The sequence below is a fragment of the Mesorhizobium sp. B2-4-17 genome (assembly GCF_006441275.1).
In the GTDB taxonomy this organism is placed as follows: domain Bacteria; phylum Pseudomonadota; class Alphaproteobacteria; order Rhizobiales; family Rhizobiaceae; genus Mesorhizobium.
Genome location: NZ_VFUX01000010.1, coordinates 123,278 through 150,006, shown reverse-complemented (window position 1 = coordinate 150,006; position 26,729 = coordinate 123,278). Strand labels below are relative to the sequence as shown.

General features: G+C 63.4%; 25 protein-coding genes and 3 pseudogenes. 11 read left to right on the top strand and 17 right to left on the bottom strand.

Going from position 1 to position 26,729, the window contains the following annotated elements:
• Positions 1-21 precede the first annotated feature (21 nt).
• A complete protein-coding gene (locus FJ548_RS10480; protein ID WP_246671570.1) occupies positions 22-816 on the top strand; it encodes a hypothetical protein in 795 nt (264 codons plus the stop codon).
• Positions 817-863: 47 nt separating this feature from the next.
• On the opposite strand, the gene yghU is transcribed toward FJ548_RS10480, so the two are convergent.
• A complete protein-coding gene (gene yghU, locus FJ548_RS10475) occupies positions 864-1,730 on the bottom strand; it encodes a glutathione-dependent disulfide-bond oxidoreductase (protein WP_140611423.1) in 867 nt (288 codons plus the stop codon).
• Positions 1,731-1,921: 191 nt separating this feature from the next.
• Here yghU and FJ548_RS10470 point away from each other — a divergent pair, with 191 nt between their 5' ends.
• Complete coding sequence (locus tag FJ548_RS10470; RefSeq protein WP_140611425.1) at positions 1,922-2,827, top strand: S1C family serine protease; 906 nt, start codon at positions 1,922-1,924, stop codon at positions 2,825-2,827.
• Positions 2,828-2,925: 98 nt separating this feature from the next.
• Here the strand turns inward: FJ548_RS10470 and FJ548_RS10465 are convergent, their stop codons facing one another.
• Positions 2,926-3,381 (bottom strand): MarR family winged helix-turn-helix transcriptional regulator, encoded by a 456-nt coding sequence (locus FJ548_RS10465; RefSeq protein WP_140611427.1) that lies wholly within the window; start codon positions 3,379-3,381, stop codon positions 2,926-2,928.
• Positions 3,382-3,446: 65 nt separating this feature from the next.
• Between FJ548_RS10465 and FJ548_RS10460 the strand changes: the two genes are divergently transcribed.
• Positions 3,447-3,920, top strand: coding sequence for a cupin domain-containing protein (locus tag FJ548_RS10460; RefSeq protein ID WP_140611429.1), 474 nt, complete (start codon positions 3,447-3,449; stop codon positions 3,918-3,920).
• Between the two features lie 142 nt (positions 3,921-4,062).
• Here the strand turns inward: FJ548_RS10460 and FJ548_RS10455 are convergent, their stop codons facing one another.
• The gene (locus FJ548_RS10455) at positions 4,063-4,407 is read right to left on the bottom strand and encodes a VOC family protein (RefSeq protein WP_140611431.1); all 345 of its coding nucleotides are present in this window, start codon (positions 4,405-4,407) and stop codon (positions 4,063-4,065) included.
• 184 nt (positions 4,408-4,591) lie between these two features.
• Here FJ548_RS10455 and FJ548_RS10450 point away from each other — a divergent pair, with 184 nt between their 5' ends.
• Complete coding sequence (locus FJ548_RS10450; RefSeq protein WP_140611433.1) at positions 4,592-5,191, top strand: YdeI family protein; 600 nt, start codon at positions 4,592-4,594, stop codon at positions 5,189-5,191.
• 5 nt (positions 5,192-5,196) lie between these two features.
• Here the strand turns inward: FJ548_RS10450 and FJ548_RS10445 are convergent.
• Positions 5,197-5,813 (bottom strand): annotated as a pseudogene (locus FJ548_RS10445) (glutathione S-transferase family protein).
• Between the two features lie 239 nt (positions 5,814-6,052).
• The gene (locus tag FJ548_RS10440) at positions 6,053-6,364 is read right to left on the bottom strand and encodes a hypothetical protein (RefSeq protein ID WP_181165689.1); all 312 of its coding nucleotides are present in this window, start codon (positions 6,362-6,364) and stop codon (positions 6,053-6,055) included.
• A gap of 409 nt (positions 6,365-6,773) precedes the next feature.
• Here FJ548_RS10440 and FJ548_RS10435 point away from each other — a divergent pair, with 409 nt between their 5' ends.
• The 3 genes and pseudogenes from FJ548_RS10435 to fusA form a co-directional block, all read left to right on the top strand.
• Complete coding sequence (locus tag FJ548_RS10435) at positions 6,774-8,396, top strand: ABC-F family ATP-binding cassette domain-containing protein (RefSeq protein ID WP_140777826.1); 1,623 nt, start codon at positions 6,774-6,776, stop codon at positions 8,394-8,396.
• Positions 8,397-8,561: 165 nt separating this feature from the next.
• Complete coding sequence (locus FJ548_RS10430) at positions 8,562-8,903, top strand: hypothetical protein (RefSeq protein ID WP_246678610.1); 342 nt, start codon at positions 8,562-8,564, stop codon at positions 8,901-8,903.
• 106 nt (positions 8,904-9,009) lie between these two features.
• Positions 9,010-9,903: pseudogene (fusA, locus tag FJ548_RS10425) on the top strand (elongation factor G); the annotation flags it as partial.
• 2 nt (positions 9,904-9,905) lie between these two features.
• On the opposite strand, the pseudogene FJ548_RS10420 reads toward fusA, so the two are convergent.
• The 7 genes and pseudogenes from FJ548_RS10420 to FJ548_RS10390 all read right to left on the bottom strand — a co-directional run bounded on the left by FJ548_RS10420 (position 9,906) and on the right by FJ548_RS10390 (position 17,330).
• Positions 9,906-10,549 (bottom strand): annotated as a pseudogene (locus tag FJ548_RS10420) (glutathione S-transferase family protein).
• 140 nt (positions 10,550-10,689) lie between these two features.
• Positions 10,690-11,412 carry a hypothetical protein gene (locus FJ548_RS10415; protein WP_140777824.1) on the bottom strand — a complete coding sequence of 241 codons (723 nt, stop codon included), beginning with the start codon at positions 11,410-11,412 and terminating at the stop codon, positions 10,690-10,692.
• A 183-nt stretch (positions 11,413-11,595) separates the two neighbouring features.
• Positions 11,596-12,774 carry an ABC transporter ATP-binding protein gene (locus FJ548_RS10410; RefSeq protein ID WP_181168753.1) on the bottom strand — a complete coding sequence of 393 codons (1,179 nt, stop codon included), beginning with the start codon at positions 12,772-12,774 and terminating at the stop codon, positions 11,596-11,598.
• Positions 12,767-13,909: an ABC transporter substrate-binding protein gene (locus FJ548_RS10405; protein ID WP_140777823.1), complete on the bottom strand. Its 1,143-nt coding sequence runs from the start codon at positions 13,907-13,909 to the stop codon at positions 12,767-12,769. The genes FJ548_RS10410 and FJ548_RS10405 overlap by 8 nt, the downstream gene beginning before the upstream one ends.
• Positions 13,906-14,748: an ABC transporter permease gene (locus FJ548_RS10400; RefSeq protein ID WP_140777822.1), complete on the bottom strand. Its 843-nt coding sequence runs from the start codon at positions 14,746-14,748 to the stop codon at positions 13,906-13,908. Before FJ548_RS10400 ends, FJ548_RS10405 begins: the two co-directional genes overlap by 4 nt.
• Positions 14,745-15,623, bottom strand: a complete 879-nt coding sequence (locus FJ548_RS10395) for an ABC transporter permease (protein ID WP_140741370.1) — start codon at positions 15,621-15,623, stop codon at positions 14,745-14,747. The genes FJ548_RS10400 and FJ548_RS10395 overlap by 4 nt, the downstream gene beginning before the upstream one ends.
• A gap of 156 nt (positions 15,624-15,779) precedes the next feature.
• Positions 15,780-17,330, bottom strand: a complete 1,551-nt coding sequence (locus tag FJ548_RS10390; RefSeq protein ID WP_140777821.1) for a winged helix-turn-helix domain-containing tetratricopeptide repeat protein — start codon at positions 17,328-17,330, stop codon at positions 15,780-15,782.
• A gap of 186 nt (positions 17,331-17,516) precedes the next feature.
• On the opposite strand from FJ548_RS10390, the gene FJ548_RS10385 reads away from it, so the two are divergent.
• Positions 17,517-18,218, top strand: coding sequence for an alpha/beta hydrolase (locus FJ548_RS10385; protein ID WP_140777820.1), 702 nt, complete (start codon positions 17,517-17,519; stop codon positions 18,216-18,218).
• A 77-nt stretch (positions 18,219-18,295) separates the two neighbouring features.
• Here FJ548_RS10385 and htpG read toward each other — a convergent pair whose 3' ends face one another.
• Complete coding sequence (gene htpG, locus FJ548_RS10380) at positions 18,296-20,182, bottom strand: molecular chaperone HtpG (protein WP_140777819.1); 1,887 nt, start codon at positions 20,180-20,182, stop codon at positions 18,296-18,298.
• Between the two features lie 388 nt (positions 20,183-20,570).
• Entirely contained in the window at positions 20,571-21,458 is an 888-nt protein-coding gene (locus FJ548_RS10370) for a hypothetical protein (RefSeq protein WP_140777818.1), read from the bottom strand.
• A 708-nt stretch (positions 21,459-22,166) separates the two neighbouring features.
• On the opposite strand from FJ548_RS10370, the gene FJ548_RS10365 reads away from it, so the two are divergent.
• Positions 22,167-22,478, top strand: a complete 312-nt coding sequence (locus tag FJ548_RS10365) for a hypothetical protein (protein WP_181168752.1) — start codon at positions 22,167-22,169, stop codon at positions 22,476-22,478.
• A 138-nt stretch (positions 22,479-22,616) separates the two neighbouring features.
• Here the strand turns inward: FJ548_RS10365 and FJ548_RS10360 are convergent, their stop codons facing one another.
• A complete protein-coding gene (locus tag FJ548_RS10360) occupies positions 22,617-23,105 on the bottom strand; it encodes a hypothetical protein (RefSeq protein WP_140777816.1) in 489 nt (162 codons plus the stop codon).
• A gap of 186 nt (positions 23,106-23,291) precedes the next feature.
• On the bottom strand, positions 23,292-24,311 hold the full coding sequence (locus FJ548_RS10355; RefSeq protein ID WP_140777815.1) for an NAD-dependent epimerase: 1,020 nt from the start codon (positions 24,309-24,311) through the stop codon (positions 23,292-23,294).
• A 324-nt stretch (positions 24,312-24,635) separates the two neighbouring features.
• On the opposite strand from FJ548_RS10355, the gene FJ548_RS10350 reads away from it, so the two are divergent.
• Positions 24,636-25,388 (top strand): DUF1236 domain-containing protein, encoded by a 753-nt coding sequence (locus FJ548_RS10350; protein ID WP_140777814.1) that lies wholly within the window; start codon positions 24,636-24,638, stop codon positions 25,386-25,388.
• Positions 25,389-25,896: 508 nt separating this feature from the next.
• On the opposite strand, the gene FJ548_RS30815 is transcribed toward FJ548_RS10350, so the two are convergent.
• Positions 25,897-26,220, bottom strand: coding sequence for a hypothetical protein (locus FJ548_RS30815; protein ID WP_181168751.1), 324 nt, complete (start codon positions 26,218-26,220; stop codon positions 25,897-25,899).
• A gap of 175 nt (positions 26,221-26,395) precedes the next feature.
• Between FJ548_RS30815 and FJ548_RS10340 the strand changes: the two genes are divergently transcribed.
• Positions 26,396-26,596: a hypothetical protein gene (locus tag FJ548_RS10340; protein WP_226890652.1), complete on the top strand. Its 201-nt coding sequence runs from the start codon at positions 26,396-26,398 to the stop codon at positions 26,594-26,596.
• Positions 26,597-26,729 lie beyond the last annotated feature (133 nt).

Genomic DNA, 26,729 nt, shown 5'->3' with positions numbered 1-26,729 from the left:
CTGAGACCTGAAAGCCCTTCGATGACCATCCAGCCAGCCGAGATGAATGTTCGCGAGGGCGCCCGCATTATCCTTCTGCTTGGCAGCGCGCCCGACGCGGTGCGTTGCGAGCCCTGGCCGAAGCAGGCCTTCAGCCGGATCGTCGCCATCAACAATGCCTGGCGCGTGCGCCCCGACTGGGATTTCCTCGTCCATGCCGGTGATTTCCCGCCGAACCGCCTGCCTCACGACGCGACCTTGCGGCAGGCTCAGATATTCAGCGCCACGCAGTATGTCCCGGCCCAGAACGCCTTCGGTGGCTTCGTCTATGCCGGCGCCACGATGGCGCTGACGGCAGCCTATTGGACCATTCACAGCCAGAAGCCGGATGTGCTGGCATTCCTGGGCTGCGACATGATCTACGACCAGCCGGGCAAGACGCATTTCTATGGCATCGGCCGTGCCGACCCTTTGCGCGATGACGTTACCCTGCGCAACCTCGAGGCCAAGTCGGCGCGCCTGCTTGTCCAGGCCCTGAAGCACGACTGCCTGTGCATCAACCTGTCCGACCTGCCGCGCAGCCGGCTGGTCTTTCCCAGCCTCGCCTTTGACCAGCTCGGCGGCCTGTCGCCGGCGCGGATCGCCGAAATGAAAGCGGAAATTCTGGGAACCATTCAACTCGACCAGGCCGAAAAGGCCGAACAGGTCGAGAAGGATCTCGGCTATTTCTATGAGGACGGCATGTACTGGAACCATCTCGACGAGATCGACGAGACGGTTCTTGCCGACATCGACCGGCTATGGATATCGGCCGTCGAGCAGAGAGCTGTGGGTTGAAGCGGCTGACCTCCCGCACGGGGAGGCCGGCGCGTCGTCCGTTCAGCTCACTCCGCCGCCAGTCTGTCCTGCGTCCTGGTTTCGAAATCGCTGGCATCGTGGCGCTCGTGCAGCTGCATGGCCGGTTCGCCGAAGGCGCGGTTGACCATGCGGCCGCGCTTGACCGCCGGACGTGCATCGATCGCCTTCGCCCAGCGCTGCACGTTCTTGTAATCCTGCACCGACAGGAAAGTGGCGGAATCATTATACTGCCGACCGAGCGCCAGTCCGCCATACCAAGGCCAGACCGCCATATCGGCGATGGTGTAATCCTTGCCGCCGAGATATTCCACCTCGGCCAGCCGCCGGTCGAGCACGTCGAGCTGACGTTTCACCTCCATCGAGAAGCGGTCGATAGCATATTCGATCTTCTCCGGCGCGTAGGCATAGAAATGGCCGAAGCCGCCGCCCAGATACGGCGCCGAGCCCATCTGCCAGAACAGCCAGGACAGCACTTCCGCGCGGGCCGGCTGCTCGGCAGGCAGGAATTCGCCGAATTTCTCGGCGAGATAAAGCAGGATGGAACCGGATTCGAAGACCCGCACCGGAGTGGCGCCGCTGCGGTCCATCAAAGCGGGGATCTTGGAGTTGGGATTGACCTCCACGAAGCCGCTGCCGAACTGGTCGCCATCGTTGATGCGGATAAGCCAGGCGTCGTATTCGGCGCCCCGGTGGCCGCGGGCCAGAAGCTCCTCCAGCATGATGGTCACCTTCACGCCATTCGGCGTCGCCAGCGAATAGAGCTGCAGCGGGTGCTTGCCGATGGGCAGTTCCTTGTCATGCGTCGGCCCGGCGATCGGTCGGTTGATGCTGGCAAAGGCGCCGCCATTTGCCTTGTTCCAGGTCCATACTTTCGGCGGGGTGTAATCGGTCATGTCGAGCCTCGGGCGGTGGGGAGGAATGAATAGGTCGCTGTACAACTAGGGTTGGCGAGGTGGAAGTTCAACTTGTGTTGAACTATTGTTGATGTGGCGCTGGGGCTTCTTCCCTTCTCCCCTTGCACCATGCCCCCCGAGGCATACCTATAGGAGAAGCCGCCAGGGCATTTGCATCGCAGGACAAAAGCATGACCATCAATCCCAATCCGCGCTCCGTCGTCGCCGTGCGGGCCACCGTGCCGGAGGATGCCTTCACGGCCGGCGCGCTGGGCACGCTGCGGGAAGGCAGCGGCGTCGTCATCAGGGATGACGGGCTGGTGCTGACCATCGGCTACCTTATCACCGAGGCCGAGGAGGTCTGGCTGACCTCGCATGATGGCCGCGTCATCCCCGCGCACGCCCTGGCCTATGATCAGGAATCGGGCTTTGGCCTTGTCCAGGCGCTGGCGCCGGTCGGCCTGCCGGCGGTTGCGCTGGGCGATGCCGGCAAGGCCAGGATCGGCGACGCGGTCGTGCTTGCCGACGGCATCGGCCGGGCGGTGGAGGCCAGGATCGTCACCAAGCAGGAATTCGCCGGCTATTGGGAGTATCTGCTCGACGAGGCGATCTTCATCGCGCCCGCGCACCCCTCCTGGGGCGGCGCGCCGCTGTTTGGCGCCGACGGCACGCTGCTCGGCATAGGCTCGCTGCGCCTGCAGATGAGCCGCGCCGGCGAGGTCGCCGACATCAACATGGTGGTGCCGATCGACCTGTTGCCGCCCATCCTCGACGACCTGCTGACGCGCGGCCAGGTGGCCAAGCCGCCGCGTCCGTGGCTCGGCGCGCTGTCGGCCGAAAGCGACGGCAAGGTGGTGGTGATGAGCGTGACCGAGGGCGGCCCGGCCGCCAAGGCCGGCCTGCGGGAAGGCGATGTCATTTCCGAGGTGCGCGACGGCGCGGTCGACGGGCTCGCTGATTTCTATCGCAAGCTGTGGGACAGCGGCTCGGCGGGTGCGGAGATCCCGATGCGCGTCGTGCGCGATGGCCGCGAGACCTGGCTGCGCGTCAAATCCGCCGACCGCGGCAGCTTCCTGAAGAAGCCGCAATTGCAATAGGCCGGGCGACAGCCACCCGATGCATGTCGATGGTGAAGCGCAACGGCGCGGAACGGCAACGCGCGGAACCGAGTGCCTTGTCGATGCGCGCCGCTCGTTCAGCGCACCAGCGGGCTGTCCCAGACGACGAACAGCAGCGCCTTGAGCTGGGCAAAGCGCTCCGGCCCGAGTTCGGTGCACCACTCCTCCTCGATGTCGCGCAATATATCGACCATTTTCCAGAAGGCGGCATGGCCGCGTTCGGTGGACCGCACGACGCGCGCGCCGCCTTCGCCGTCGGAGCGGACGAGATAGCCATAGGCTTCAAGACTGCTGAGCAGCTGGTTGATGGCCTGCTTGCTCATGCCGGCACGCTCGGCAATGGTGCCGGGCCGCGCGCCGTCGGGGCCGGGGAATTGCAGCACCGCCATGTGCGGCAGGCGCAACTCGTCGAAGCCGGCGGCGTTGAGCTCCTTGATCAGCCGGCGCTGGATCGCCTGGGCCGACACGCGCAGCAGGGCGCCGATCAAAAGATCATCGGTCTTGGTCTGCAGAACTTCAGTGGATGTGGCCATTGACCGCTTGGTAAATTGAGTTTACTGATTGCTAGTAAATGTAGTTTACCGGAGGAGTTTGCGCAATGCCAGCCATGGACCTTCAGGTCAATCCAGCCGACGAGACCATCGGTACCAAGGGATTGTCGGTTCGTTTCCTGGTGTCGGGCGAGAGTTCGAACGGCAGCGTCGCCACTTTCGAACTGATGGTGCCCGGCGCACAGCGCTTGCCCGCGCCGGCGCACAGCCACGATCACTACGAGGAGACGATCTACGGCATCGACGGCATGCTGACCTGGACCGTGAACGGCAGGCCGATCGAGGTTGGGCCAGGGGAGGCACTGTGCATTCCACGCGGCGCGGTTCACCGCTTCGACAATAACGGCACCACGGATGCGAAGGCGCTGTGCGTCATCACCCCAGCGGCGATCGGTCCGGATTATTTCCGCGAGGCCTTCGGCCTGCTCAACGCTGCCGCCGGCGGACCGCCGGACAAGGCCAAGATGATGGAGATCATGCGTCGCCACGGATTGACGCCGGCAGCGCCGCCACCGGCATAGGCATCTTGCCCTTCGAGGCGGGAGGGATATGCCCAGCGGCATTCCGGCATTCCTGGAGCGGTTCAGCGATAGAATCGTTGACCCGCTCTAACTCTTTGTTTTTACGGACGGAAAACCGCTACGCACTTTTCTTGGAATTGCTCTAGTCCCGCAGTGCGCTCGCGAACACCACCAGGTTCCCGTCGGGATCGCGCATGCGCATGATCCAGAAATCGTCGGCTTCTTCGATCGGGCCGGGTTCGAGGCCCGCCTCCACCAGCCTCTGCCTTTCGGGCGCCAGCGGCAGCACGCCGAGCGTCAGCGTCGAGGTGCCGGCCTTGTCCTTGTCCTCGAAGAGCTGCACCTCGGCGCTTTCGGTGAATTGCCATTCGGCCAGCCCCGGCATCGGCTGGCGCAGCGGCGCCTTGCCGAAGAGCTTTTCATACCAGCCGATGCTGGCCTTCAGGTCGGAGCAACTGACATGGGCAAAAATGGTTTGTATTGCCATGGCGATCTCCTTGGGCGTTGCACTCTTGCCGCAACGCGACGGCGGTTGGTGCGTTCCGTTGCTTCGCGGCAGCGTGTCCCGCTGCTGACGAAAGCTGACAGTGAAACATGCAATAATGCCGGAAATCGCATGATGCCGGAGGCAAGATCACAGTGACGCCAACACCGAACAGGCAGGCCGCCTGATGGCGCCGGTCAAGGTCGATCCCGGCAAGGTCCGGGAATTTCCGGATGCCGCGAGTTTCCATGCCTGGCTCGGCCAGCATCACGCGACGGAAACCGAAGTGTGGATCAAGGTGCACAAGGTGGGATCGGGGCTGAAGTCGATAACGCCCAAGGAGGCCATCGACGTCGCGCTGTGCTTCGGCTGGATCGACGCGGTGCGCAAGGGACTCGACGAGCACAGCTTCCTGCAGCGCTACACGCCGCGCGGCAGGAAGAGCATCTGGAGCAAGATCAACATCGACAATGTCGCGCGGCTGGTCGAGGAGGGCCGCATGACCGAGCATGGGCTCAAGCAGGTCGAGGCGGCCAAGGCCGACGGGCGCTGGGCGCGCGCCTATGGCAGCGGCAAGGAGATGAAGATCCCCGACGATCTGCAGGCGGCGATCGATGCCGAACCCGAGGCAAGGGCGATGTTTGAAAAACTCAGCGCGCAAAACCGCTTCGCGCTCGCCTTCCGCACCCACAACATGAAGACAGAGGCCGGCCGCAGGAAGAAGATCGAGACTTTCGTCGCGATGCTGAAGCGTGGCGAGACGATCCACCCACAGGGCAAGAAGTAGAGCCCTCAGGCTCCGGAATGTGGGTCGATGCCATAGGGGTGGACGGGATAGCCGGGGCCGATTGCTTCGCGCACGCGGGGAATGCCGGATAGTCCGGGAGATGGAATCCGCAATCCTCGGCGCGGTGGCTGTAGGCATAGACGGCGATGTCGGCGATGGTGAGATCGTTTCCGGTGAGGAAGCGCGTCTCGCCAAGGCTGCGGTTCAGGGCGGCGAGCGTTCGTGCTCCGGCTTCGCGCTTGCCGGCCACCATGGCCAGGTTGCGCTCAAGTCGTCCGGTCAGGGTCCAGAAGCGCAGCGAGCCGATGACGGGCTCGACATTGTACTGTTCGAAGAACAGCCACTGCATGACCTTCGCCTGCCGGTAACGGTCATCAGGCAGCAGGGGCGTGCCTTCGGCAAGGTAGGTGAGGATCGCATTGGATTCGGCGATGGCGCTGCCATCCTCGAGCTGAAGCACGGGAACCGCACCGGCCGGGTTGAGCGCCAGGAACGCGTCGGTATGGCTCTCGCCCTCGAAAATCGAGACGATGCGCGTGTGGTGAGGGATCTTCAGCAGCCCAAGCAGGGCCCGGACTTTCCAGCCATTTTGCGACGGCAGATAATCGTGAAGCGTGAGCATGGCCGATCCTCGTGATGGATCGATGCTCGCATGGTGCGCTGCGCGCCGACACCCGATTCATGCTGATGGCTTTCCTGCCACCGGCAAGGGGACCGCCGTGGTGATGTCTTGAACGGCAAGCACCGCCCCGGAGGTGACGCTGTGTGTTTCACGGTCTGAATCGTACAATTGCCGTAAGTGATTGTTTTTGCGGGCTTCTGCGGGTGGCGGCTTTTTCCGGGAGGAAGTCAAGGTTGCCGTCACTGGTCGAGGTCTACCGGCGTCACGCCCAGAAGCTTCAAGGCGTTGGCGTAGGTCCGGATGCCTTGCGCCTGCTTGCGCTCGGTACAGAACCGGTTCGCTCTGTCCTGGAGGGCCGTTGCCTGGGCGATCCGGCTCGCATTGGCACCGGGGGCGGCTTTGGTCCGGATGGCTCCGTCGAGTTGAAGACCGAGCCGGCTGCAATATTCGCTCCGGGTAACCGCCGCTTCCGCGCCCGACTGTGCGACCGCAAGCATGGCGAGAGAAATGCCGGCTACGGCACCCATCCATTCGGTCGAACGTCGTTGCATTATTGGGACCATCCCTTCGCGTTGATGTGGCGACCGCTGTTCGGTTGCCGCGCGCTGCATATGCCTGCTGATGTTTTCCTCAGTTTTTCTGAAGTGTTGAATCTTGTTTCCGGAATGTTTCCGGGAGGCTGAAGCTGCCAATCTCCCCCCTTGTGGGGAGATGCCCGGCAGGGCAGAGGGGGGCGCGAAGGATCACTAACTTCGTAGGCGTTGCCATAGTTACTAACGCTTCCGCACATGCCGACGGCCAGAGGGGCGGCGGGACAGCGCCCCCGCTCTGGCCTGCCGGCCATCTCCCCGCAAGGGGAAGATCGGCTATCTGCGGCGCTTCTGCCTCTTCCCCCCGCACTGTCATTCGCGTAAGGGCGCGGGCAAATCCTCCAATCCGCTTGAGCTTCCCGGACCACCCATGATCAGACTTGAAAGCATCGGCAAGCAGAACGGCCGACAGATCGTCTTCATTGAAGCCTCGGCAGCCTTGCAGAAAGGCGAGAAGGTCGGGCTTGTCGGTCCTAACGGCGCCGGCAAGACGACGCTGTTTCGCATGATCACCGGCCAGGAGCAGCCGGACGAGGGCCAGGTGCAGGTCGATCGCGGTGTCACCATTGGCTATTTCAGCCAGGATGTCGGCGACATGGCGGGCCACAGCGCGGTCACCGAAGTGATGAACGGCGCCGGGCCGGTGAGTGACGTGGCGGCCGAGATGGCGGAACTCGAGGCCGCCATGGCCGATCCCGACCAGGCCGATCGGATGGACGAGATCATCGAGAAATATGGCGAGGCGCAGCACCGTTTCGAGGAACTCGACGGCTATGCGCTCGACGGACGCGCGCGGGAGGTTCTCGATGGCCTCGGCTTCAGCCAGGAGATGATGGACGGCGATGTCGGCAAGCTGTCGGGCGGTTGGAAGATGCGCGTGGCGCTGGCCCGCATCCTGTTGATGCGGCCCGACGTCATGCTGCTCGACGAGCCGTCCAACCATCTGGACCTCGAAAGCCTGATCTGGCTGGAGCAGTTCCTGAAGGGCTATGACGGCGCGCTGTTGATGACCTCGCACGACCGCGAGTTCATGAACCGCATCGTCAACAAGATCGTCGAGATCGATGCCGGTTCGCTTACCGCCTACTCGGGCAACTATGAGTTCTACCAGCAGCAGCGGGCGATCGCCGACAAGCAGCAGCAGGCGCAGTTCGAGCGCCAGCAGGCAATGCTGGCCAAGGAGATCGCCTTCATCGAGCGCTTCAAGGCGCGCGCCTCGCATGCCGCGCAGGTGCAGAGCCGGGTGAAGAAGCTCGACAAGATCGACCGCGTCGAGCCGCCCAAGCGCCGCCAGGTGGTGAATTTCGAGTTCCAGCCGGCGCCGCGCTGCGGCGAGGATGTCGTGACCTTGAAGAACGTCCACAAGGCCTATGGCAGCCGCACCATCTATGAGGGGCTCGACTTCCAGGTCCGCCGCCGCGAGCGCTGGTGCATCATGGGCGTCAACGGGGCGGGCAAGTCGACGCTGCTCAAGCTGGTGGCCGGCGCTTCCGATCCCGATACCGGCACGGTGGCGCGGGGGCCGAGCGTGAAAATGGGCTATTTCGCCCAGCACGCCATGGAACTGCTCGACGGCGAGCGCACCGTGTTCCAGACGCTGGAGGACAATTTCCCGCAGGCCGGCCAGGCGTCGCTTCGCGCACTCGCCGGCTGCTTCGGCTTTTCCGGCGACGAGATCGAGAAGAAGTGCCGGGTGCTGTCGGGCGGCGAGAAGGCGCGGCTGGTGATGGCGCTGATGCTGTTCGACCCGCCCAACCTGCTGGTGCTCGACGAGCCGACCAACCATCTGGACATTACCACCAAGCAGATGCTGATCGAGGCGCTGTCACAGTATGAAGGCACCATGCTGTTCGTCTCGCACGACCGGCATTTCCTGGCGGCACTCTCCAACCGCGTGCTGGAACTGACCCCGGAAGGTATCCACACCTATGGCGGCGGTTATACGGAATATGTGGAGAGGACGGGGCAGGAAGCGCCGGGACTGCGGAGCTAGGGGCGACCGATCGCAGCCACCCGGCTCGCGATTGTATGCGCCGGCCTGGTGCAACCGCGTCCCGGGCTGCCCTATCAGAGCGATCTCCTTGTGGGGCAAGAGTTCCGTGTACTCTCCACAATGGTCGGGAAGGGGCTTCCGGATGGAATTGCGGTGAGACTTGCAATGTCCGCATTGGCCGCGACATTAGCTGGATGCGCGACCTCTCCGGTCGACTATGGAGCGTCGCTTTCGCCGCAGGACCAGAAATGGGCATCGCCGGCATGCCAGCAGGCCCGGGCGGCGGCTTCAGACTACGAGCTTCGCGAAAAACAGCACCCGGGTTGGGAATTCGCAGCACTCGGCCCGTATGGATTGGGGCTCATAGCAGCCGTCAAGGAGCATGAGCAGAAGCAGCGAAAACTGTTCGCCCGCAATGTGCACCTGCAATGCTCGAGCCGTCCCCTGCCAAAGGAGTTGCAGGGCGATACAAGTTCGGCAGGCGCAAGTCAGATGAAATATCCGTAAGCGCACCTGCCTTATTCGCAGGAGGCGCCGGGCTCTGAGAAGGTGAGAAGGGAGACGGCGGCGCCTTTCCTCTCCCGTTGCAGACATCTGGCCAAACTGCGATCATATCGTCATGGAAACGCCCGCCGCGCCATGGCCTTTGCTGCAAATCGCAATCGAGCCAAAGTCGAAAGCCGATCAGGAGAAACTGTATATCGCCTTGTCGAAGCTGGCGGACGAGGATCCCTGGTTCAACGTCAAGCGGGATGAGGAATCGGGCCAGACGATCATCGCCTTCATGGGTAAACTTGAGCTCGACAACATCATCGACCGCGTGCGCGGGGAGTTCAAAATCAATGTGAATATCGGCTCTCCGCAGGTGGCCTATCGCGAGACGATTACCCGCAGCCACCGGCAGAACTACACCCACAACAAGCAGTCCGGTGGCGTGGGTCAGTTCGCCCGCGTCAGGATCATGTTCGAGCCGAACGCGTATGAACCGGACTTCGCGCTCGCGTCCAGCATCGTCGGCTCTGCGGTTCCGAACGATTGTATTGCAGGGGTCGAAAAAGGGCTGCGCAGCGTCCTCTCGGCGGGGCCGTTTGCGGGCTTTCCGATGATCGGTGTCAAGGCGACCCTGGTGGATGCCGCCTGGCACGATATCGAGCCCCTTGCTTTCGAAATCGCCGGTCGCGCCTGCATTCGCGAAGCCGCTCCGCATCTCGGCGTAAAACTGCTGGAGCCGATCATGAAGGTCGAAGTGGTGACGCCGGCGGACTTTGTCGTGAGCATCATCGGCGAATTGAAAAGCCGCCGTGGCCAGATCCGGGAAGAGGAAACCCGCGATGTCGCCATTGTCATCAACGCCATGGTGCCGCTGGCAACCACGTTCGAATTGGAGGAGACACTGCGGTCACGTTCGAAAGGGCAGGCACGCTTGAGCGCCCGTTATGTCGGATACGCTCCCGTTCCGCTGCCTGACGACCGCGACCCGCCGCCGGCGGCGGCAATGTTCGCCTGACCTCATCCGTCGCTCGATGCGGCGGTGAAAACCGCCAGCTGGGCGGCGAAGGCGCGCTGGAAGGCGGGCCGCGCTTCGCCGCGCGCGACATAGGCGGCGAGGTTTGGGTGTTCGTCCAGCAAGCCCGACCGCTTCAACCGGCGCAGCACCATTATCATCAGAAGGTCGCCGGCGCTGAAGGCACCGTCGAGCCACTCGGCATCGCCGAGCCGGTCGGAGAGTTCGCCGAGGCGACCGCGAATACGATCCTCGACCATGGGCAGGCGCTGCTCGTGCCAGCTCTCCTTGCCCTCAACGAGCACGGCGACTTCCCGTTCGACGATCGCCGGCTCCATCGTGCTGACGGCGGCAAACATCCACATGACCGCGCGGGCTCGGGCATTCGCGTCATCGGGCAGCAGGCCCGCATGGCGCGCGGCGATATGAAACACGATCGCGCCAGAGTCGAACAGCGCGAGATCACCTTGCTCATAGGTCGGAATCTGCCCGAAAGGTTGGAGCGCAGGCTCCTTCATCGCGCGGAACGACACGAGGCGAACGTCGTAGGGCTGGCCCACTTCCTCCAGTGCCCAGCGAACGCGCATGTCGCGTGCCTGTCCGCTGCCGCGGTCGGGGATCGTGCAAAGGCGGTGATGGTGGGGGTCATTGGAAAGGCTCCGGATGGGTAATCGGTCGGGTTCGATCGTTGCGCCTGGCACCCATAGGACGAACGACCAGGGTCGTTCCCGACAGTGCCCCGGATTTCGGCGTTCGGTCTCGCGGGCCAAAGCGGCTGAGAGCAGCCCCTTAGCGGAGCAATCCTTCCGCCTCGAACGCGTCCCAGCCTTCGAGCCGTGGCGCTGGAGCATCGTCCTTTGCCGGATTTCTGGTCTTGCGAGCCTTGTCCGTCCGCTTGCCTGCACGAGTGAGCGCCGCCTTGCCGGCCCCGCGCCGTCTGTTTTCGGACACTTCCCGCGCATCGTCCTCCCGCCAGGTGGCCGCAAGGTCACGATCGAGAATGTCCTCGATGTGCCGTGGGTCGAAGACATGGAAGGTTACCTTCCTGGATCGCCCGCGCATCTTCACGGTGCGCGTGCCGATGCTCTTCAGGCGGCCATCCTTCAGCCATTTGTGGCGCTCGCGCGCAGAGATGGCGAGAATGTCCTCCGCCTCTCGCGGAAGCACGGCCAGGGCTTCGATCCCCTCCAGCGTGTCGGAGATGATCGCCGATGCGGCCTGGAACGCATCCGCATCGGCTTGCGGCATGCGCAACACGATGCGGCCCGTCTCGGCCTTGGCGAATTTCCTCACCGTCCAAGGCAGCCTGGCGCGGATTTCGCGTTCGATCCCCTTCAGGCGCAAGGAGGAGCCAAGCGTTGCCGACGGCGGCAGCGGCCATTCGGCGACCATTGACGGCGTGGCGGTGCTCATGCCGCGCTCCGCTGGGCGGTCAGGGGCGGCGGCGATGGTGGCAACGATGCCGCTCAGGATCTTGCGAAAGGAACCGCGTTGTCTTTTCGCCGGGTTCATGTGTCATCTTCGCTCTTCAACTGCCTCCGTGGAACGGCGCACAGGAGACAACCGAAACCGGGCTCAAACAGTTCCTTTAGCACGGGGAATCGCTGGAAGGCTCGATTTCAGCGGCGAAGGTCGCCGGACGCCATGCCAAGGCGTTGCGTTGATCCGCAACGCAGATAGCCGCATGACGCTGCATCACGAAATCCGCCGGCCGTCCCCGTCGAGCAGGACGCAGCCCTCGGGGTCGAAGCCGAGGTCGATTGCCTCGCCTTCGCGAAGCACGCGGCCACTGATCGGCGCATTGGCGCGGATGTTGGCCTTGGTGCCGATATCGACCTCGTAGATGGCGCTGCCGCCAAGATACGAGGCCGAAACGACACGGCCGGACAGACGGTTGGCGCTCGCCGCCTCGCCGACCGACAGTTTCTGCGGCCGCACGACCACGGTGACCTTGCTGCCCTGGGCAAGCGTCCTCGGGCAGGCCACGTTGATCGTCTGACCGCTGGCAAGCACCACCGATGTTGCCTGGCCGGATCCGCTCACCATGCCGGCAAGCATGTTGGCCTTGCCGAGGAAATCGGCGACGAAGGCGGTGGCGGGCCGCTCATAGACTTCTTCCGGCGTGCCGATCTGCTCGGCCGAGCCGGCGTTCATCACCACGATGCGATCCGACATGGAGAGCGCTTCTTCCTGGTCGTGGGTGACGAAGATGGCGGTGATGCCGGTTTCCTTCTGGATCTTCTTGATCTCGACGCGCATCTCCTCGCGCATGTTGGCGTCGAGCGCCGACAGCGGCTCGTCCAGCAAAAGCACCTGCGGCTCGAAGACGATGGCGCGGGCAAGCGCGATGCGCTGCTGCTGGCCGCCCGACAGTTGCGACGGCAGTTTCTTCTCGCTGCCCGGCAACCGCACCATGTCCAAAGCCTTGCCAACCCTGCGCTTGATTTCGGGCTTCGGCACGTTGCGGTACTTCAGGCCGAAGGCGACATTGTCGAACACGGTCTTGTGCGGGAACAGCGCGTAGCTCTGGAAGACCAAGCCGATGTTGCGCTTGTAGATCGGCACGTCGTCGACGCGCCGCCCGCCGATCATGATCTGGCCGCCCGAAATGTCGACCAGGCCGGCGATGGAGCGCAGGATCGTCGTCTTGCCGCAGCCCGAAGGCCCGAGCAGGGTGACGAAGCTGCCCTTGCGGATCGACAACGAGAAATCGCGCACGGCGACGAACTTGCCATAGGCGATGTCGATGTTGCGGAATTCGACCGCCGGGCTGTTCGCCTCGGCGCCGACCGGGGCGGGTCTCGCCGCGCCGGCTTTGGCCACCCCGGCCGCTTCCGGCCGGGGTGCTTCGGTCAGGTTCTGGCTGTCAGGCACCTTTGGAGATCCTGTTCCACTGCTTGGTCCAGGCGTCCTCGTTGGTCGCCCAGTAGACCGGATCGGCGAAGGTCAGTGCCTTCATCGTGCCGGTCTTGTCGAAAGCCGGCAGCTTCTCGATCTTCTCGGTCAGCTTGACCTTGGTCGGGTCGAGCGACGGCGGATAGCTCTGGCCCTCGGCCACGGCGATCGAGGTCGCCGGGTCGAGCATGAAGTTGATCAGCTCCTCGCATTCGGCCATCGGCGAGCCCTTCAGGATCAGCATGTCCTCCATCCAGGCATAGGAGCCAGCCGGATCGAGATAGCCGATCGGATGGCCCTGGTCCTGGAGTGCGGCGACGCGGCCCGACCAGGCGTCGGTCACCACGATCTCGCCCTTGGAAAGCAGGTCCATCAGCTCGGCGCCGGAACTCCAGAACTTCTTGGCAAGGTCGCGCGTCTCGCGCACCTTGGCCCAGATCGTGTCCATGTCCTTGATGTTATTGGGGCCCTGGCCGGTGGCGAGCGCCGCGTACCAGACGCGCGTGGTCATGTCGTCATAGCCGCCGACCTTGCCGGCATACTTCTTGTCGAGCAGCAGTGCCGCGCCCTTTTGCTTGGCTTCCTCCGGCGAAATCACCTTGGTGTTGTAGGCGATGCCTGTCGTGCCGTAGTCGTAAGGCACCGCCGACAGCTTCGGCGTCAGCTTGCGGAACGGCTCGATCATCGGCTGCAGCACATTCACCATGTTGGGAATGTTGGCCTCGTTGATCTCCGAGGTCAGGCCGCCGTTGACGTATTTGATGTAGTAGTTGACGCCAGAGGAATGGATGACCTGGTAGTCGCCGGGCTTGGCGGTCTTGATCTTGGTGATGATTTCGTCCTCGTCGCCGAACGTGCCCTGGACCACCTTGATCTTGGTCTTGGCGGTGTAGGGCTGGAAGGCATATTTGTCGATCGCGTCCTGCACCGTGCCGCCCCAGCCGTCGAAGCGGACCTGTTCGACGGCCGCGAGCGCCTGCCGCATCCATGGCATGTCGAGGCCCGCCGCGGCCGCCGCGGCAGCGGTCAGGGTCAGGAAGGTGCGGCGGCTGACACCGCCGTTCATGTACCGGTCTTGCAGCCGTTCCAGCCGCTTGCTGTTGGTGAGTTTCATTTCATCTCCTCCTTTGGTTCGCCACGTCTTTTCAATCTTGTCAGGCTCTGCAGGATCAGGCCGCCGAGCAGCGGGATGCCGACGGTCACCAGGATCATCACGGTGCCGAGCGCGTTGATCTCCGGGCTGATCGAGATCTTGAGCATCGACAGGATCTGGGTGGGCATGGTTTCGACGCCCGCCGGCCGCCAGAACAGGCTGGCCGAGGTGTTGTCGAAGGAGATGGTGAAGGCGAGCAGGGCGCCCCCCACCACGGCCGGGATGAGCAGCGGCAGCGTGATTTCGCGGAAGGATGAAAGCCGTGAGGCGCCAAGCGAAAGTGCGGCCTCCTCATAGACGCGCCTTATGCCGACCATGCGCGCCTGGGTAATCAGCACCACATAGGGCACGGCGAGCAGGATATGGCCGAGCACCAGCAGAAGCATGGTCCTCGGCTGGTCGATCGCCTTGATCAGCACCAGGAGCCCGACGCCGAGAATGGTCTCCGGCACCAGCGCCGGCAGGATCACCAGCGTGCTCAGCGCCTGCTTGCCGGGGAATTCGAAGCGCACCAGCGCGAAGGCGGTGACGACGCCGACGGCGGTAGTGACCATGGCGGTGACCAGCGCGATCCATAGCGAGGTGCGGAAGGCGGCCAGCACGGCCTCATTGGCCATCAGCTTGCTGTACCATTGCAGGGAAAACCCGGTCATCGGGAAGCCGCCGAACATCGAGGCGTTGAACGACAGGACCACCGTCGCCACGATCGGCGCGAACATGAAGATGTAGACGCAGACCGTGACGAAGCCGGTCAGCCGCCAGGCCCATCTGCCTTCCTGCTTGCGCCGTGTCCCTCTCATCCGCCAAGCCCTTTGACGATCTGTGACATGCCCATGTAGCGGGTGTAAACGGCGGCGAAGAAGCCGAGCACGACGAACAGCACGATCGAAAGCGTGGCGCCCATCGGCCAGTTCAGCTCGCCCATGATGGTGTCGTAGATCAAATTGCCGAACAGCGCGTCGCGGCCGGAGCCGAGCAGCTGCGGCGTCACATAGCTGCCGGCGGCCAGCACGAAGCAGAGCAGCAGGCCCGCCGCCAGGCCCGGCAGCGACAGCGGAAGTGTGACCTCGCGGAACGCCTGCGCGCTGGTGCAGCCCATCGAGCGGGCCGCCGAAATCAGCGTGCGGTCGATGCCTTCGAGGCTGACATAGACGTTGAGGATCATGTAGGGCAGCAAGAAGTGCAGCATGCCCAGGATGACCGCGCCCTCATTGTAGAGCATCGGCAGCGGCTCGTTGATGATGCCGAGCTTCAGCAGCGCGACGTTGATGACGCCCTGTTCGCCCAGGATGTTGATCCAGGAAAAGGTGCGGATGGTGAAGCTGATCCAGAACGGCACGATGAGCAGAAGCAAGAGCAGCCATTTGTGCTTGAAGGTCGTCGCCCAGATGAAATAGGCGGGAAAATAGCCGAGCACCCCGCAGAGCAGCGCGGTGATCGCGCCGACCCGCAGCGTCTTCAGAAGGAAGCCCGAATAATAGCTGTCGGTCAGGAATTCGTGCCAGTTCGCGGTCGTCAACGCGCTGGTTTCCACGCCGGCGGTGACGAAGGTGAAGAAGGTGTAGGCCGCCATCACGGCGATCGGCAGCACCAGGAAGAAGATCAGCAGCAGGAGCACCGGCGCGACCAGCATCCACGCTAGCCGCGGATCATACAATGTCCATCGTCGTTTCATGAGCACCCGGACGTCCGCGCTTTCTTTGAAGCGCCTGTTTTGTTCCCGGGCCAAGATTGGGTGATTGGCGGCCCGATGTCTACAGTCGGCGATTGAGCCAGTGGATATCCGCGTGTTGCCGGCTGGACGCCGAACCTGTCGGCGGCAGATCGCCTTCTACGCCGGCAGGCCGGCCACGCGCAGGGCATCGGTGACGTCGTCGATTATGCCAGGCGCAAGCCCGACGGCGGCGGCCCAGCGGCCGATGGTGAAATGCGGGTCGAGCGCCAGGAGCCGCGCGGCCGACGCTCTTGCCTCCTCGATCCGCCCGAGCCTCGCCAGCGGCGCGGCCAGCCAGCCGTGCAGGATGCTGAAACCGGGGTTCAGCTCCACCGCCCGCCGGCCGGCCGCGACGGCCTGTTCATGCCGGCCGGACAGAAAATTGCCGAAGCCGATAATGCCTTGCGGCACGCAGCTCATGGCGTCGAGCGGGGAGAGCCGCATCGCCTGCTCGCACCAGTCGATGGCGCGGGCCGCGTCGCCGCCATAGGCCACCGGCACGCAGCCGAAGGCATAGACGAAGGCGCAGGAGGCGCTGAGCGACAGGGCCTGCGCGAACGCCTCGTCGGCCAGCCTGCGGTCGTGCTCGACCAGGCCGATAGTAAAGCCGGCCAGGGCCAGCGCCATGGCGTCGCCCGAGCCGTGCTCGATCGCCGCATGGGCGTGGCGCGACGCCTTCTCGCGGTGCCCGGCCATCATGCCGCCGCGGATGAAAAGGGTTTGATGCGCCCAGGCGGCAAAGCCATGGACAAGCGCATAATTCGGCTCGATGGCCAGCGCCTGGTCAAGCAGCGGCAGGCCCTTGGCGGCGCCCTGCGGCATGAAGGTGTAGACGTCGGGCAGGGCGCGCAGAAAAAGGTCGTAGGCGTCGAGACTGTCGGGGCGCTGGCGCTTGACGCGCTCGATCTCGGCCCGGCGCAGATTGGGCTCTATGGCCGCGACCACGCTGACGGTGATCTCGTCCTGCAGCGCGAATACGTCGGTCAGTTCGCGGTCGTAGCGTTCGGCCCACAGATGGCTGCCATCCTCGGCGTCGATCAGCTGGCCGGTGATGCGCACGCGGCTGCCGACCTTGCGCACCGAGCCTTCCAGCACATAGCGCACGCCGAGCTCACGCCCGACCTGCTTCACGTCCACCGCGCGGCCCTTGTAGGTGAAGCTCGAATTCCGCGCGATGACGAACAGCCAGCGGATGCGCGACAGGCCGGTGATGATGTCCTCGACCATGCCGTCGGCAAAATAGTCCTGATCCGCGTCGCCGCTCATGTTCACGAAAGGCAGAACGGCGATGGAGGGGCGGGCCGGAATGCCGAGGTCGGGCTTCGGTTTCTCCACCGGCGCCGCCGCCTCGGCGCCGGCTTCCTCGCGCACGGTGCCGACGAAACGAAAGCCCCGGCGCAGGATGGTGCGGACGAGGCGCTGCTGCTCGCCATTGTCCTGAAGGGCGCTGCGGGCGGCATTGACGCGGCTGGCCAGCGTGGCGTCGGAGACGATGCGCCCCTGCCAGACCGCATCGACCAGATCGTCCTTGCTGACCACCCGCTCGCGGTTGCGGATCAGATATTGCAAGAGGTCGAACACCTGCGGCTCGACCGGGACCAGCTCGTTGCCCCTACGCAGTTCGCGCCGGTCGCCGTCCAGAGCGAAATCCTCGAAAAGATACGGCAAATTGCTGGCTCCAGATGAGGCGGAAAAGCTGACCTGGACACTGTAGACGTGTCATGGCCGCAAAATCAAAGCCCTCTCAAGGGAAAATCAAGAGGTCCTGAATGCCGCCTCAAAGCGGGCGCGGCGGCCCCGGCGCATAGTCCTCCTGCAACCAACGCAAACAGCGATTTGAAAAGGAGAACTCAAATGTCCAACACCGCAGCAAATTCCGTCGTCCTCGTCCATGGCGGCTTCGTCGATGGCTCCGGCTGGGAAGGGGTCTATCACCAGCTCAAGAAGGACGGCTACGACGTCACCATCGTCCAGAACCCGACCACCTCGCTCGCCGACGACGTCGCTTTCACCAAGCGCGCCATCGCCGCCGCCCCAAGCAATGTCATCCTGGTCGGCCACTCCTATGGCGGCGTCGTGGTGTCGGAAGCCGGCACCGATCCCAAGGTTTCGGCCGTCGTCTACATCGCGGCCTTCGCGGCCGATGTCGGCGAGTCGGTCTCGACCCTGATCGCCAACCCGCCTCCCGGCGCCGCCGTGCCGCCGATCCTGCCGCCCGTCGACGGCTTCCTGATGCTCGACAAGGCCAAGTTCGCCGCCTCGTTCGCCGCCGACGTGCGTCCCTCGCTCGCCTCCTTCATGGCGGACTCGCAGGTGCCGTGGGCCGTGGCCGCACTCGAAGGCAAGGTCACCAAGCCGGCCTGGAGGGTGAAGCCGAGCTGGTATCTCGTCGCCACCGACGACCATATGATCCCGCCGCCGGCACAGCGCCAGATGGCAAATAGGGCTGGCGCGACAACGGTGGAAGTGCCCGGTAGCCACGCGGTCTACGTCTCCGATCCCGCATCTGTCGCCAAGCTCATCGAGCAGGCCGCCGCCGGCGTCGGCAAGAACTGAACCGGGATGATCGAGATCAAAAGCCTGGGCGCTTGGCGGCGCCCGGGCTTTATCCTGTTCAGGCCATGAAGCGCCCCTCAGCCCTTCGAGATGCCGCGCTCGATCAGCCGGGCGAGGCGCTCTGAAAACGCCCTGGCGTCCGCCGGCTTGTCGCCGTCAAGCACGCGCGCCTCGTCGTAGAGAAGGTGGGCCGCATCGTCCTTGAAGGCCTGCTCGTCGTCGCCGAGGCTGGCCAGCGCCAGCACGCGGTCGTGCCGGGGGTTGATCTCGAGAATGGGTCTGGCGGCCTTGTCGAGGCGGCCGGCGGCGTTCATCAGCCGCTCGAACTGCCGGTCGGGACCGTGTTCCGGCGCTACGAGGCAGACCGCACTTTCGGTCAGGCGGTCGGAGGCCTTGACGTCCGAGACGGCGTCGCCGAGCGCCGTCTTGACGAAAGCCAGGAAGCCATCGACCTCAGGCGTCGCCGCCATGTCGGGCTTCCTGGCCTCGTCGAGCAAGGGAATGTCGGAGAGCTCGGCCACGCCCTGCGTCACTGACTTGAACGGCTTGCCGTCGAATTCCGGCGCCATCGTCACCCAGAAACTGTCGACCGGGTCGGTGAGCAGCAGAACCTCGATGCCGCGCGCCTTGAAGCCTTCGAGCTGCGGCGAGGCTTCGAGCCGGGCGCGATCGTCGCCGGCCATGAAGAAGATCGCCTTCTGGCCTTCCTTCATCGCGGCGACATAGTCGGCGAGGCCGCGCCAGCCTTCGCCCGATGCGGTCGAGCGGAAGCGGGCAAGCTTCAGCAATTGCTCGCGCCGCTCGTAATCCTCGTAAAGCCCTTCCTTGAGGACGACGCCGAAATTGTCCCAGATCTTGGCATAGGCCTCGACTTCATTCTCCGCCAGCTTGGCGAGGTCGCCGAGCACGCGGTTGGTGAGGCCCTTGCGGATCGCGGCGAGCAGCGGGCTTTCCTGGATCATCTCGCGCGAGACGTTGAGCGGCAGGTCGGCGGAATCGACCAGTCCGCGCACGAAGCGCAGGTAGCGCGGCAGAAGGTCGGCGTCGTCGGTGATGAAAACGCGGCGCACATAGAGCTTCATGCGGCCCTTGCGGTCCTGGTCGAAGAGGTCGAACGGGCGCGAGCCGGGCACGAAGGCGAGCACCGAGTATTCCTGTCGGCCTTCGGCGCGGAAATGGATGGTGGCGGCCGGCTCGTCATACTGGCCGGCGACGCCGCGGTAGAAGTCGGTGTATTCCTCGGGCTTGATCTCGGTCTTCGGCCGGACCCAGAGCGCGGTGCCGTCGGCGATGTCGCGCGCCTCGGCGCCGGGTTTTTCGACCAGCGTGATCGGCACCGGCACATGGCCCGACTGCGACTTGGCCAGTTGCTCGAGCCGGTAGGACCCGGTGTAGGATACGGCATCGTCCACGAGATGCAGCATGACGCGGGTGCCGCGCTTGGGTGCTGCTTCAAGCGGGGCCGGCGCGATCTCGTAGGAACCCTTGCCGTCGGACGACCAGCGCCAGGCCTCCTCGCTTCCCGCCAGCCGGCTGATGACGTCGACCCGGTCGGCCACCATGAAGGCGGAGTAGAAGCCGACGCCGAACTGGCCGATGAGCTGCGTGTCCTCGGTGCCGGAACCGACGCGCTCGATGAAGGCGCGCGTGCCCGAGCGGGCGATGGTGCCCAGCGCCTCGGCCATGTCGTCGCGGCTCATGCCGATGCCGTTGTCCTCGACAACGATCCGTTTGTTGTCCGGATCGGCCGAGATCGAGATGCGCGGCTTGGGATCGTCGGCCAGCAATTCGGGATGGCTGACGGCCTCGAAGCGCAGCTTCTCGCAGGCGTCGGCGGCGTTGGAAATCAATTCGCGCAGGAAGACGTCCTTATCGGAATAGACCGAGTGCACCATCATGTGCAGAAGCCGCGAAACATCAGCCTCGAACGCCCTGGTTTCCGTCGCTTTGGTATCCGTCGTCATTTCAAGATTCCCACATAGTCGTTCTGCCCACCGCGCCATGCACGTTCCGGGATCATCCTTCAACCATTTTCAATTGCGCTGGCAACCACGTTCAACAGGGCCAGCGCGCCCGACAATATCGTGACGTGGTGCGAAGGTGACAAAGGATAAGGTGGGCGCCGCGTTGGAACTGCCGATCTCCCCACTTGTGGGGGAGATGCCCGGCAGGGCAGAGGGGGGCGCGAAGGAACTCAGCCTCGCTCATTCGCCGGGCCGAGCGGTGCGCGTCCTTCGAAGGATTAGAGCAATCCAATGCTATGAGATGTCGGCGGGACTGCGCCCCCCTCTGGCCTGCCGGCCATCTCCCCCACTTGGCGGGAGATCGGCAGCTTCGCCGCCAGCGCTCGTCCTACTTGCCCGCCATGTGGTCGGCAAGCGTCTGCGCCTGGGTGAGCAGCGCGGGGAAGGCTGGGTCGCTGGGCAGCTTGTCGCCCATGCATTTGCGATAGTCGCCGTCGCCTTTTTCCCAGGCGGCATTGGCGGTGTCATAGAGCTTCTCGTCCTTGGTCTCGGAAGCCTGGGCGGCCAGTTTCTGGGCGGCTTCGTCCGCGGACGTCCACAAGGCCTCGCAGGCCGGGATCCTGGGAACAGGTGGCGTGGCGGGCGCCGAAGCGATCATGACGCTGTTGCCCTTGACGAGTGTGACGACGACCTGCTGTTCGTGGATCGGCCCGACATCCTGCGTCCAGCCGCCGAGCCGCGCCATGGCGATGTCGGCGCCTTCGGGCTTTTTCAGCGGAAAGTCGAGCGTTCCCATGAAGGCGGCGTCGCTGTTGATCGCCTGGGTGTAGAAGGCATCGAGCTTCAGCGCCTCATCGACGCTGGTGGGCAATTTGAGGCCCTCGTCGGTCTCGGCGGCCCGGGCCTGGAGCCAGCGATCCAGCAGCCCCCGCGTCGTGGCCACGAGGGTCGGGCCATCGTCGCCCTGGGTATATCGCAGCCCGTCGAGCATGCCGTATCCGACATCGGAGTCACTCAGGCTTTCCAGATTGATGGTGCCGTTTGTCGGGAAATCCTTGACCGTCAAGGGGCCGAGAAGGGCGGACAGGCGCCCTTCGAGGTCGGCCCGCGCCTTGGCATCGGCGGCATCGAGGGTTTCCACGGGTGCATTCGAATTGTTCAGCTCGGTGATGGCCGCGATCGCCTTGTCGCGCGCGGTGATATAGTCGTCCTCGGGCGACGCCGCGAAAGCGGCAGTGCTCGCGAGCGCAAACATGACCGTCCAGACCAAGCGCATGACAGAACCTTTCTTCGTGGCGATCAACAGGCCTGGCAGCCATCGGGCAGCTTTGCGGCTATAATCTGGCGGAGGGGCGCGAACGAGGCAGCAGCCAACGGACCAGCTAATCCGGTTGGCAAGAGCTGGGCCGAAAGGCCGTCGGTGAAAGCATTGATTAGCCGGCTCGCGGTTCGATGCCGGACCGGCTTGGGCCGGCCGCGTGACAGTGGCGAAGCTTATGGCCGAGATACGATCTACGCGCCGATCTTCGCCAGCCAGAAGTCTCAGATCGCGGCTGAAGAGGCGAGGGGCGACTTTGTCGTTCGCGTCCGGGCAATCGTTGCTGCTCAGGGCGCGATGCTTTGACGATTGCGATTGTGCGCCAGTGTTGCGCCTTCGCCGTATCAGCGCTCTATCCAGAGGCCAATTGGCTGAACAGGCAGGAACTATTTCGTTCGAACAAGGTTTGTGCCCGTCGAGTGCTCATTCACCGGACTGTGAACGAGCAAAGCCCGTCCCGGCCAAGCCGGGGCGGGCTTTGTGTTTGGAACTTACCGGCAGACGAGACGCCGCCGAGGATTGCGGTCGGCGCGGTGCTGGGAAATCCGCACGAAATTGCCCTGCTTGGGAAGGCGGTCTCGAATCTCAGGCCGCAGCGGCCGGGACGGATTGCGGAACGAGGCGCCAGAATCCGCGTTATTCAAGACCGAACTAATGGAGGTAACCGTGAGAAAACTGATACTCTCATCCGTGCTCGCGCTTGCTGCCACAGCCGCTGTGACGTCACCGACCAAGGCACAATTTCTCTTCCCACCCTTCGGCGGCTATTTTGGTGGCTTCGGAGGGATGCCCTTCGCCTACCGCCCGTATTACAACCCGTATTACGGTCCGTATTACGGCGATCCGTACTACCAGCCTTACCGGCCGTACTTCGGCTACCGGCACAGGTATTACCACCGATACTACTACCCGCGCCGGTACTACTACCCGCACCGGTATTACCACCACAGGCGCTATCACAGGCACCACCAGCGGTAGCTAGGCGTGCCAGCGTTGGCCCTCGGCAGAACGACCAATCGCCTGGTGCTTATCGTGAGATAACGGCACTCATCGTTGAGGAGCCAAGCTCGCCTGCTCCGCGGCGGCCGGTGTTCGTCCCGGGATGCCGTGTTCCGCTCATCCGGCGGCATTGACCAGCCGATCCAGTACGGGGAAATCCTCCAAGTCCCGGTAGGGCGTCAAATCGAGGTCGCGAGGGACAGCTCGCACCTTTTCCTCGTCAATCGACTTCTCGTTGCGCTTCATCAAGGCTTGGTAGGCTCGCCATGAGACACCGGCCGCGCGCACGGCATCCCGCTCGGTCCGCAGTGCTATCTGATGGGCATGCAGATAGTGAAGCCGCAATTGGTCAAGGAGGGATTTCTCGACGATTTCATGTGTGACCAAAAAGGGCGCAAGCTTTACTGACTGACCTTGCCAAGCCATGGTTCGCGGCAAGTGGCGATCGATATAGACGGTTCGCCCGTCCTTGCTGTAACCGGCAAGATAAGGGATATCGAACTGGTGGTTCACCTCGATGCGTCGCTGCAAAGCCAGCACGACTTCCGCAAGGACGGAGTTGCTCACATCTTCGGATTTGTGACGGGCTTCATCCTGGAGCTTCATCGGGAGCATCCCAAAGCAAACGTGCCGGTCCATCAACGAGGGCTTTCCCGCGTTGTTCCCGTGCGATCGTGCCCGAACCGGATCGGCAAACAGGGGATGCCGGAGCAGGAGTCTCATGCGAATCCGAAGCAACCTCGGCGAAGGCGAGAGAGCGGCTTCACCGTTGCGAGCGAACTGGGAGCGCTTTCATACCCGATAGAATTCGCGATACCAGTCCACGAAACGCGGAACCCCGATCTCGATCGGGATATTCGGCTTGAAACCGGTCGCCTCCTCGAGCGAACTGACATCGGCGAACGTTGCCGGAACGTCGCCCGGCTGAATCGGCATCAGGTTGCGAATGGCTTTGCGCCCGAGTGCGTCTTCCAGCACATCGATCAACCGGCTCAACTGAACGGGCGTATTGCCGCCGATGTTGTGAATCCTGAACGGCGCGTTGCTGGTCGCTGGATCCGGCGCGGCACTTGTCCATTCCGGATTGGCCGTCGCGGGCTGCCGCATCACGCGGACAATGCCTTCGACAATGTCGTCGATATAGGTGAAGTCCCGCTGCATGTTGCCATGGTTGAAGACGTCGATCGGCTCACCGGCCAGGATGGCCTTGGCGAAGATGAAAAGGGCCATGTCGGGCCGTCCCCACGGGCCATAGACGGTGAAGAAGCGCAGGCCTGTCGCCGGCAGCGCGAACAGGTGGCTGTAGGTGTGCGCCATCAGCTCGTTTGCCTTCTTGCTTGCCGCGTAGAGGCTGAACGGATGATCGGCCGGATCGTGCACGGAGAACGGCATGCGCGTGCTGCCGCCGTAGATCGAGCTCGACGATGCATAGACCAGATGGCCGACCGAGGTGTGCCGGCATGCTTCCAGGATGTTGAGGAAGCCGCTGAGATTGCTTTCCGCATAGGCGTGCGGATTGGTCAGCGAATAGCGCACGCCGGCCTGCGCCGCGAGATTGACGACGATCTCCGGCGCGGTTGACTGAAACAGCGCCGAAATACGGTCTCGCTCGGTGAGATCGACATGCTCGAAACGAAAATTCGGGAATGCTTTCAACCGGTCGAGCCGGGCCTGTTTCAGGGTGACGTCATAATACGCATTCATGGAATCGAGGCCGACAACCTGCCGGCCTTCGGCAAGCAGCCTCTGACTGAGATGGAAACCTATGAAACCGGCCGCGCCGGTGATCAGAACTGGCCTGCTTGATGTCACGGCGTATCCCCAGCTTTCGTTTCGGGCCGAGCCTCACAGGTTTCAATATTCTATCTCGCCAGGAATTTCATCCGGCTTGATGGCAGGCTTGATGTCGGACAGCGTTCCACACGGCCCGATCGTCTGAAAGATATGGACCTTTCGCCCTCCAGATCATGCTTGTGAGGTCCCGCCAGAACAAGCCCCTGCAAATCGCACGAACGGCAGGATCGTTTCGCCATGATCGCGCCGGTCGCTTTGGTATCGCCTCCTGACCCGGGGAACCATCCCTTTTTGGAGAAGTTTTACCCATTGAAGGGCGAACCTTTCAAAGGAGATTTACCTATGAAACATGTTCTCATCACCAGCATGCTCGCGATCGGACTCGGCTGTGGCACGGCAATGGCCCAGACGCAGCAGCCGGCCGACAACCAATCAGGGGCGGACACGAACTGCACCTCCGGAACGGCTAACTGTAAGCCCGGCTCGAAGATGAACGGCCAGGCCCAGGACAAGTCCACTACCAAAACGGACAAGCAGGCCCAGGGCAAGGCGAAGGCCCAGACCGATCAGCAGGCGCAGGGCAAGGCCGGCACCAGTACGGACCAGCAGGCCCAGGGCAAGGCCAAGGTCCAGACCGACCAGCAGGCGCAGGGCAAGGCCGGCACCAGCACGGACCAGCAGGCCCAGGGCAAGGCCAAGGTCCAGACCGATCAGCAGGCCCAGGGCAAGACCGGCACCAGCACGGACCAGCAGGCCCAGGGCAAGGCCAACGTCCAGACCGATCAGCAGGCGCAGGGCAAAGCCTCCACCCAGGACAAGACTTCGACTGCCTCGATCAACAATGTGACGGTTGAACAGAAAACCCAGATCACGCAGGTGATCAAGGAGACGAAGGTCCAGCCCGTAGCCAATGTCGATTTCGACGTTTCCGTGGGCGTGGAAATTCCGCGGCACAAGATCAGATTGCACCGCTTGCCTGCTCGCATCGTCAAGATCGTGCCGGCCTACGAATCCTACGAATATTTCGTGCTCGCCGACGGGCGGATCGTGATCGTCGATCCGGATTCACTCAAGATCGTTCTCATTTTGACCTGATGCATGTCGCGCAAAAGTGACCTCGGTCTTGAGAGAACGACAGGTATAAAACAAGACCCCAAAGCGCGTCGCCTCAATCGGTTTCGAGGCGACGCGCTTTGAAAGGACATAGGCCGCCTTGCCATTTTGGTGGGTGGGCCGAGCATATCCGGCCGGGAGGACGATCGGCGCCATCGGCAAGAAAAACAAGTCCAGCAGCGGCGGCAGTCAGTCACGCTGGCGGAGAGCCCAACGGATAGCTCGCTATTGCAGAGAGGATCCTGCGCTGAGCGCCTGCCACTCATTTTAGCGCTTAAGTGGAACGCATGGAAAAGCCCCGCCGACCGGGAGTCAAGCGGGGCCCTTGGAGCAATCCGCAAGGGACTGGCTGCGGGATTACTCAGTGATCCGGTAGGATCATCTTCAATATGGCCCTCAGGATAAGGTAACGCATCAGTCAAATAGATGAAGCGGACCACCTATTGTGCCGCGAGACCGGCGGACAAGGCCTCTCACCGACATCTCTCAGTCAAACCGGAACAAAAGCGTTTGGGCGGTGTTTATCGGGTGAAGGGCATCTTAGTTTTTTGGAGAATTCAAAATGAAAATCATGATCTTGGGCACTTTGGCGCTGTGCTTGGCCGCGCCTGCTGTGGCTTCGGCGCAAGACACCGTCGTCATCAACAGACATCACCATCATCATCGCGCCAATGTGGTCATCAATGAGGACGGCCAGCGCCTGCATCACCGCCACCATGGCCAGATCGCATTCTACGATCACGGCCGCCGGCATCATCGGCACGACAATGTCGTCGTGACAACGTCCATATCCCACCGCCATCACCATCATCACGTCGTGATCGAAAACGGCGGTTACTGATCTGACGTCAACTTGCCTGGCTCCGCGATCTCGACGGAGCCGGGCAACGTGGCGGCGCTGCCGAGCTGACAAACGGCTGGAACAAAAGCATCGGGGAGAGGTTAACGATCGAAGGGACCGCAACGGATGCGGAACAATGATAGAACTTATGAACCTGGAACTGGCGCGGGCAAGGCAGCGAGTCAAACGGGCTGAGCTGGCCCTGTCTCGGGCCAAGGAATTGATGGATGAAGACTGTGGTGTCGGCATCAATATCGCGCTGTGCAGCCGGATCAGGTCTGCGCAGCAATATGTGGCCCAAGCCAGGGCCCGCCTGACGAAGATCAAACCGCCAGCTGCCAATCCTTAGGACGCCGACAGCCGCGCTCAGGCGCATCTTCCCTGAGCCATGACCGCAGTGGCAAGCCAGCCACGTCTCGACGTCCGCGCCCATAGCCGCGCGCATGAGAGATGCATCGCCTGAAGCGGTCGCTCGGACGGGA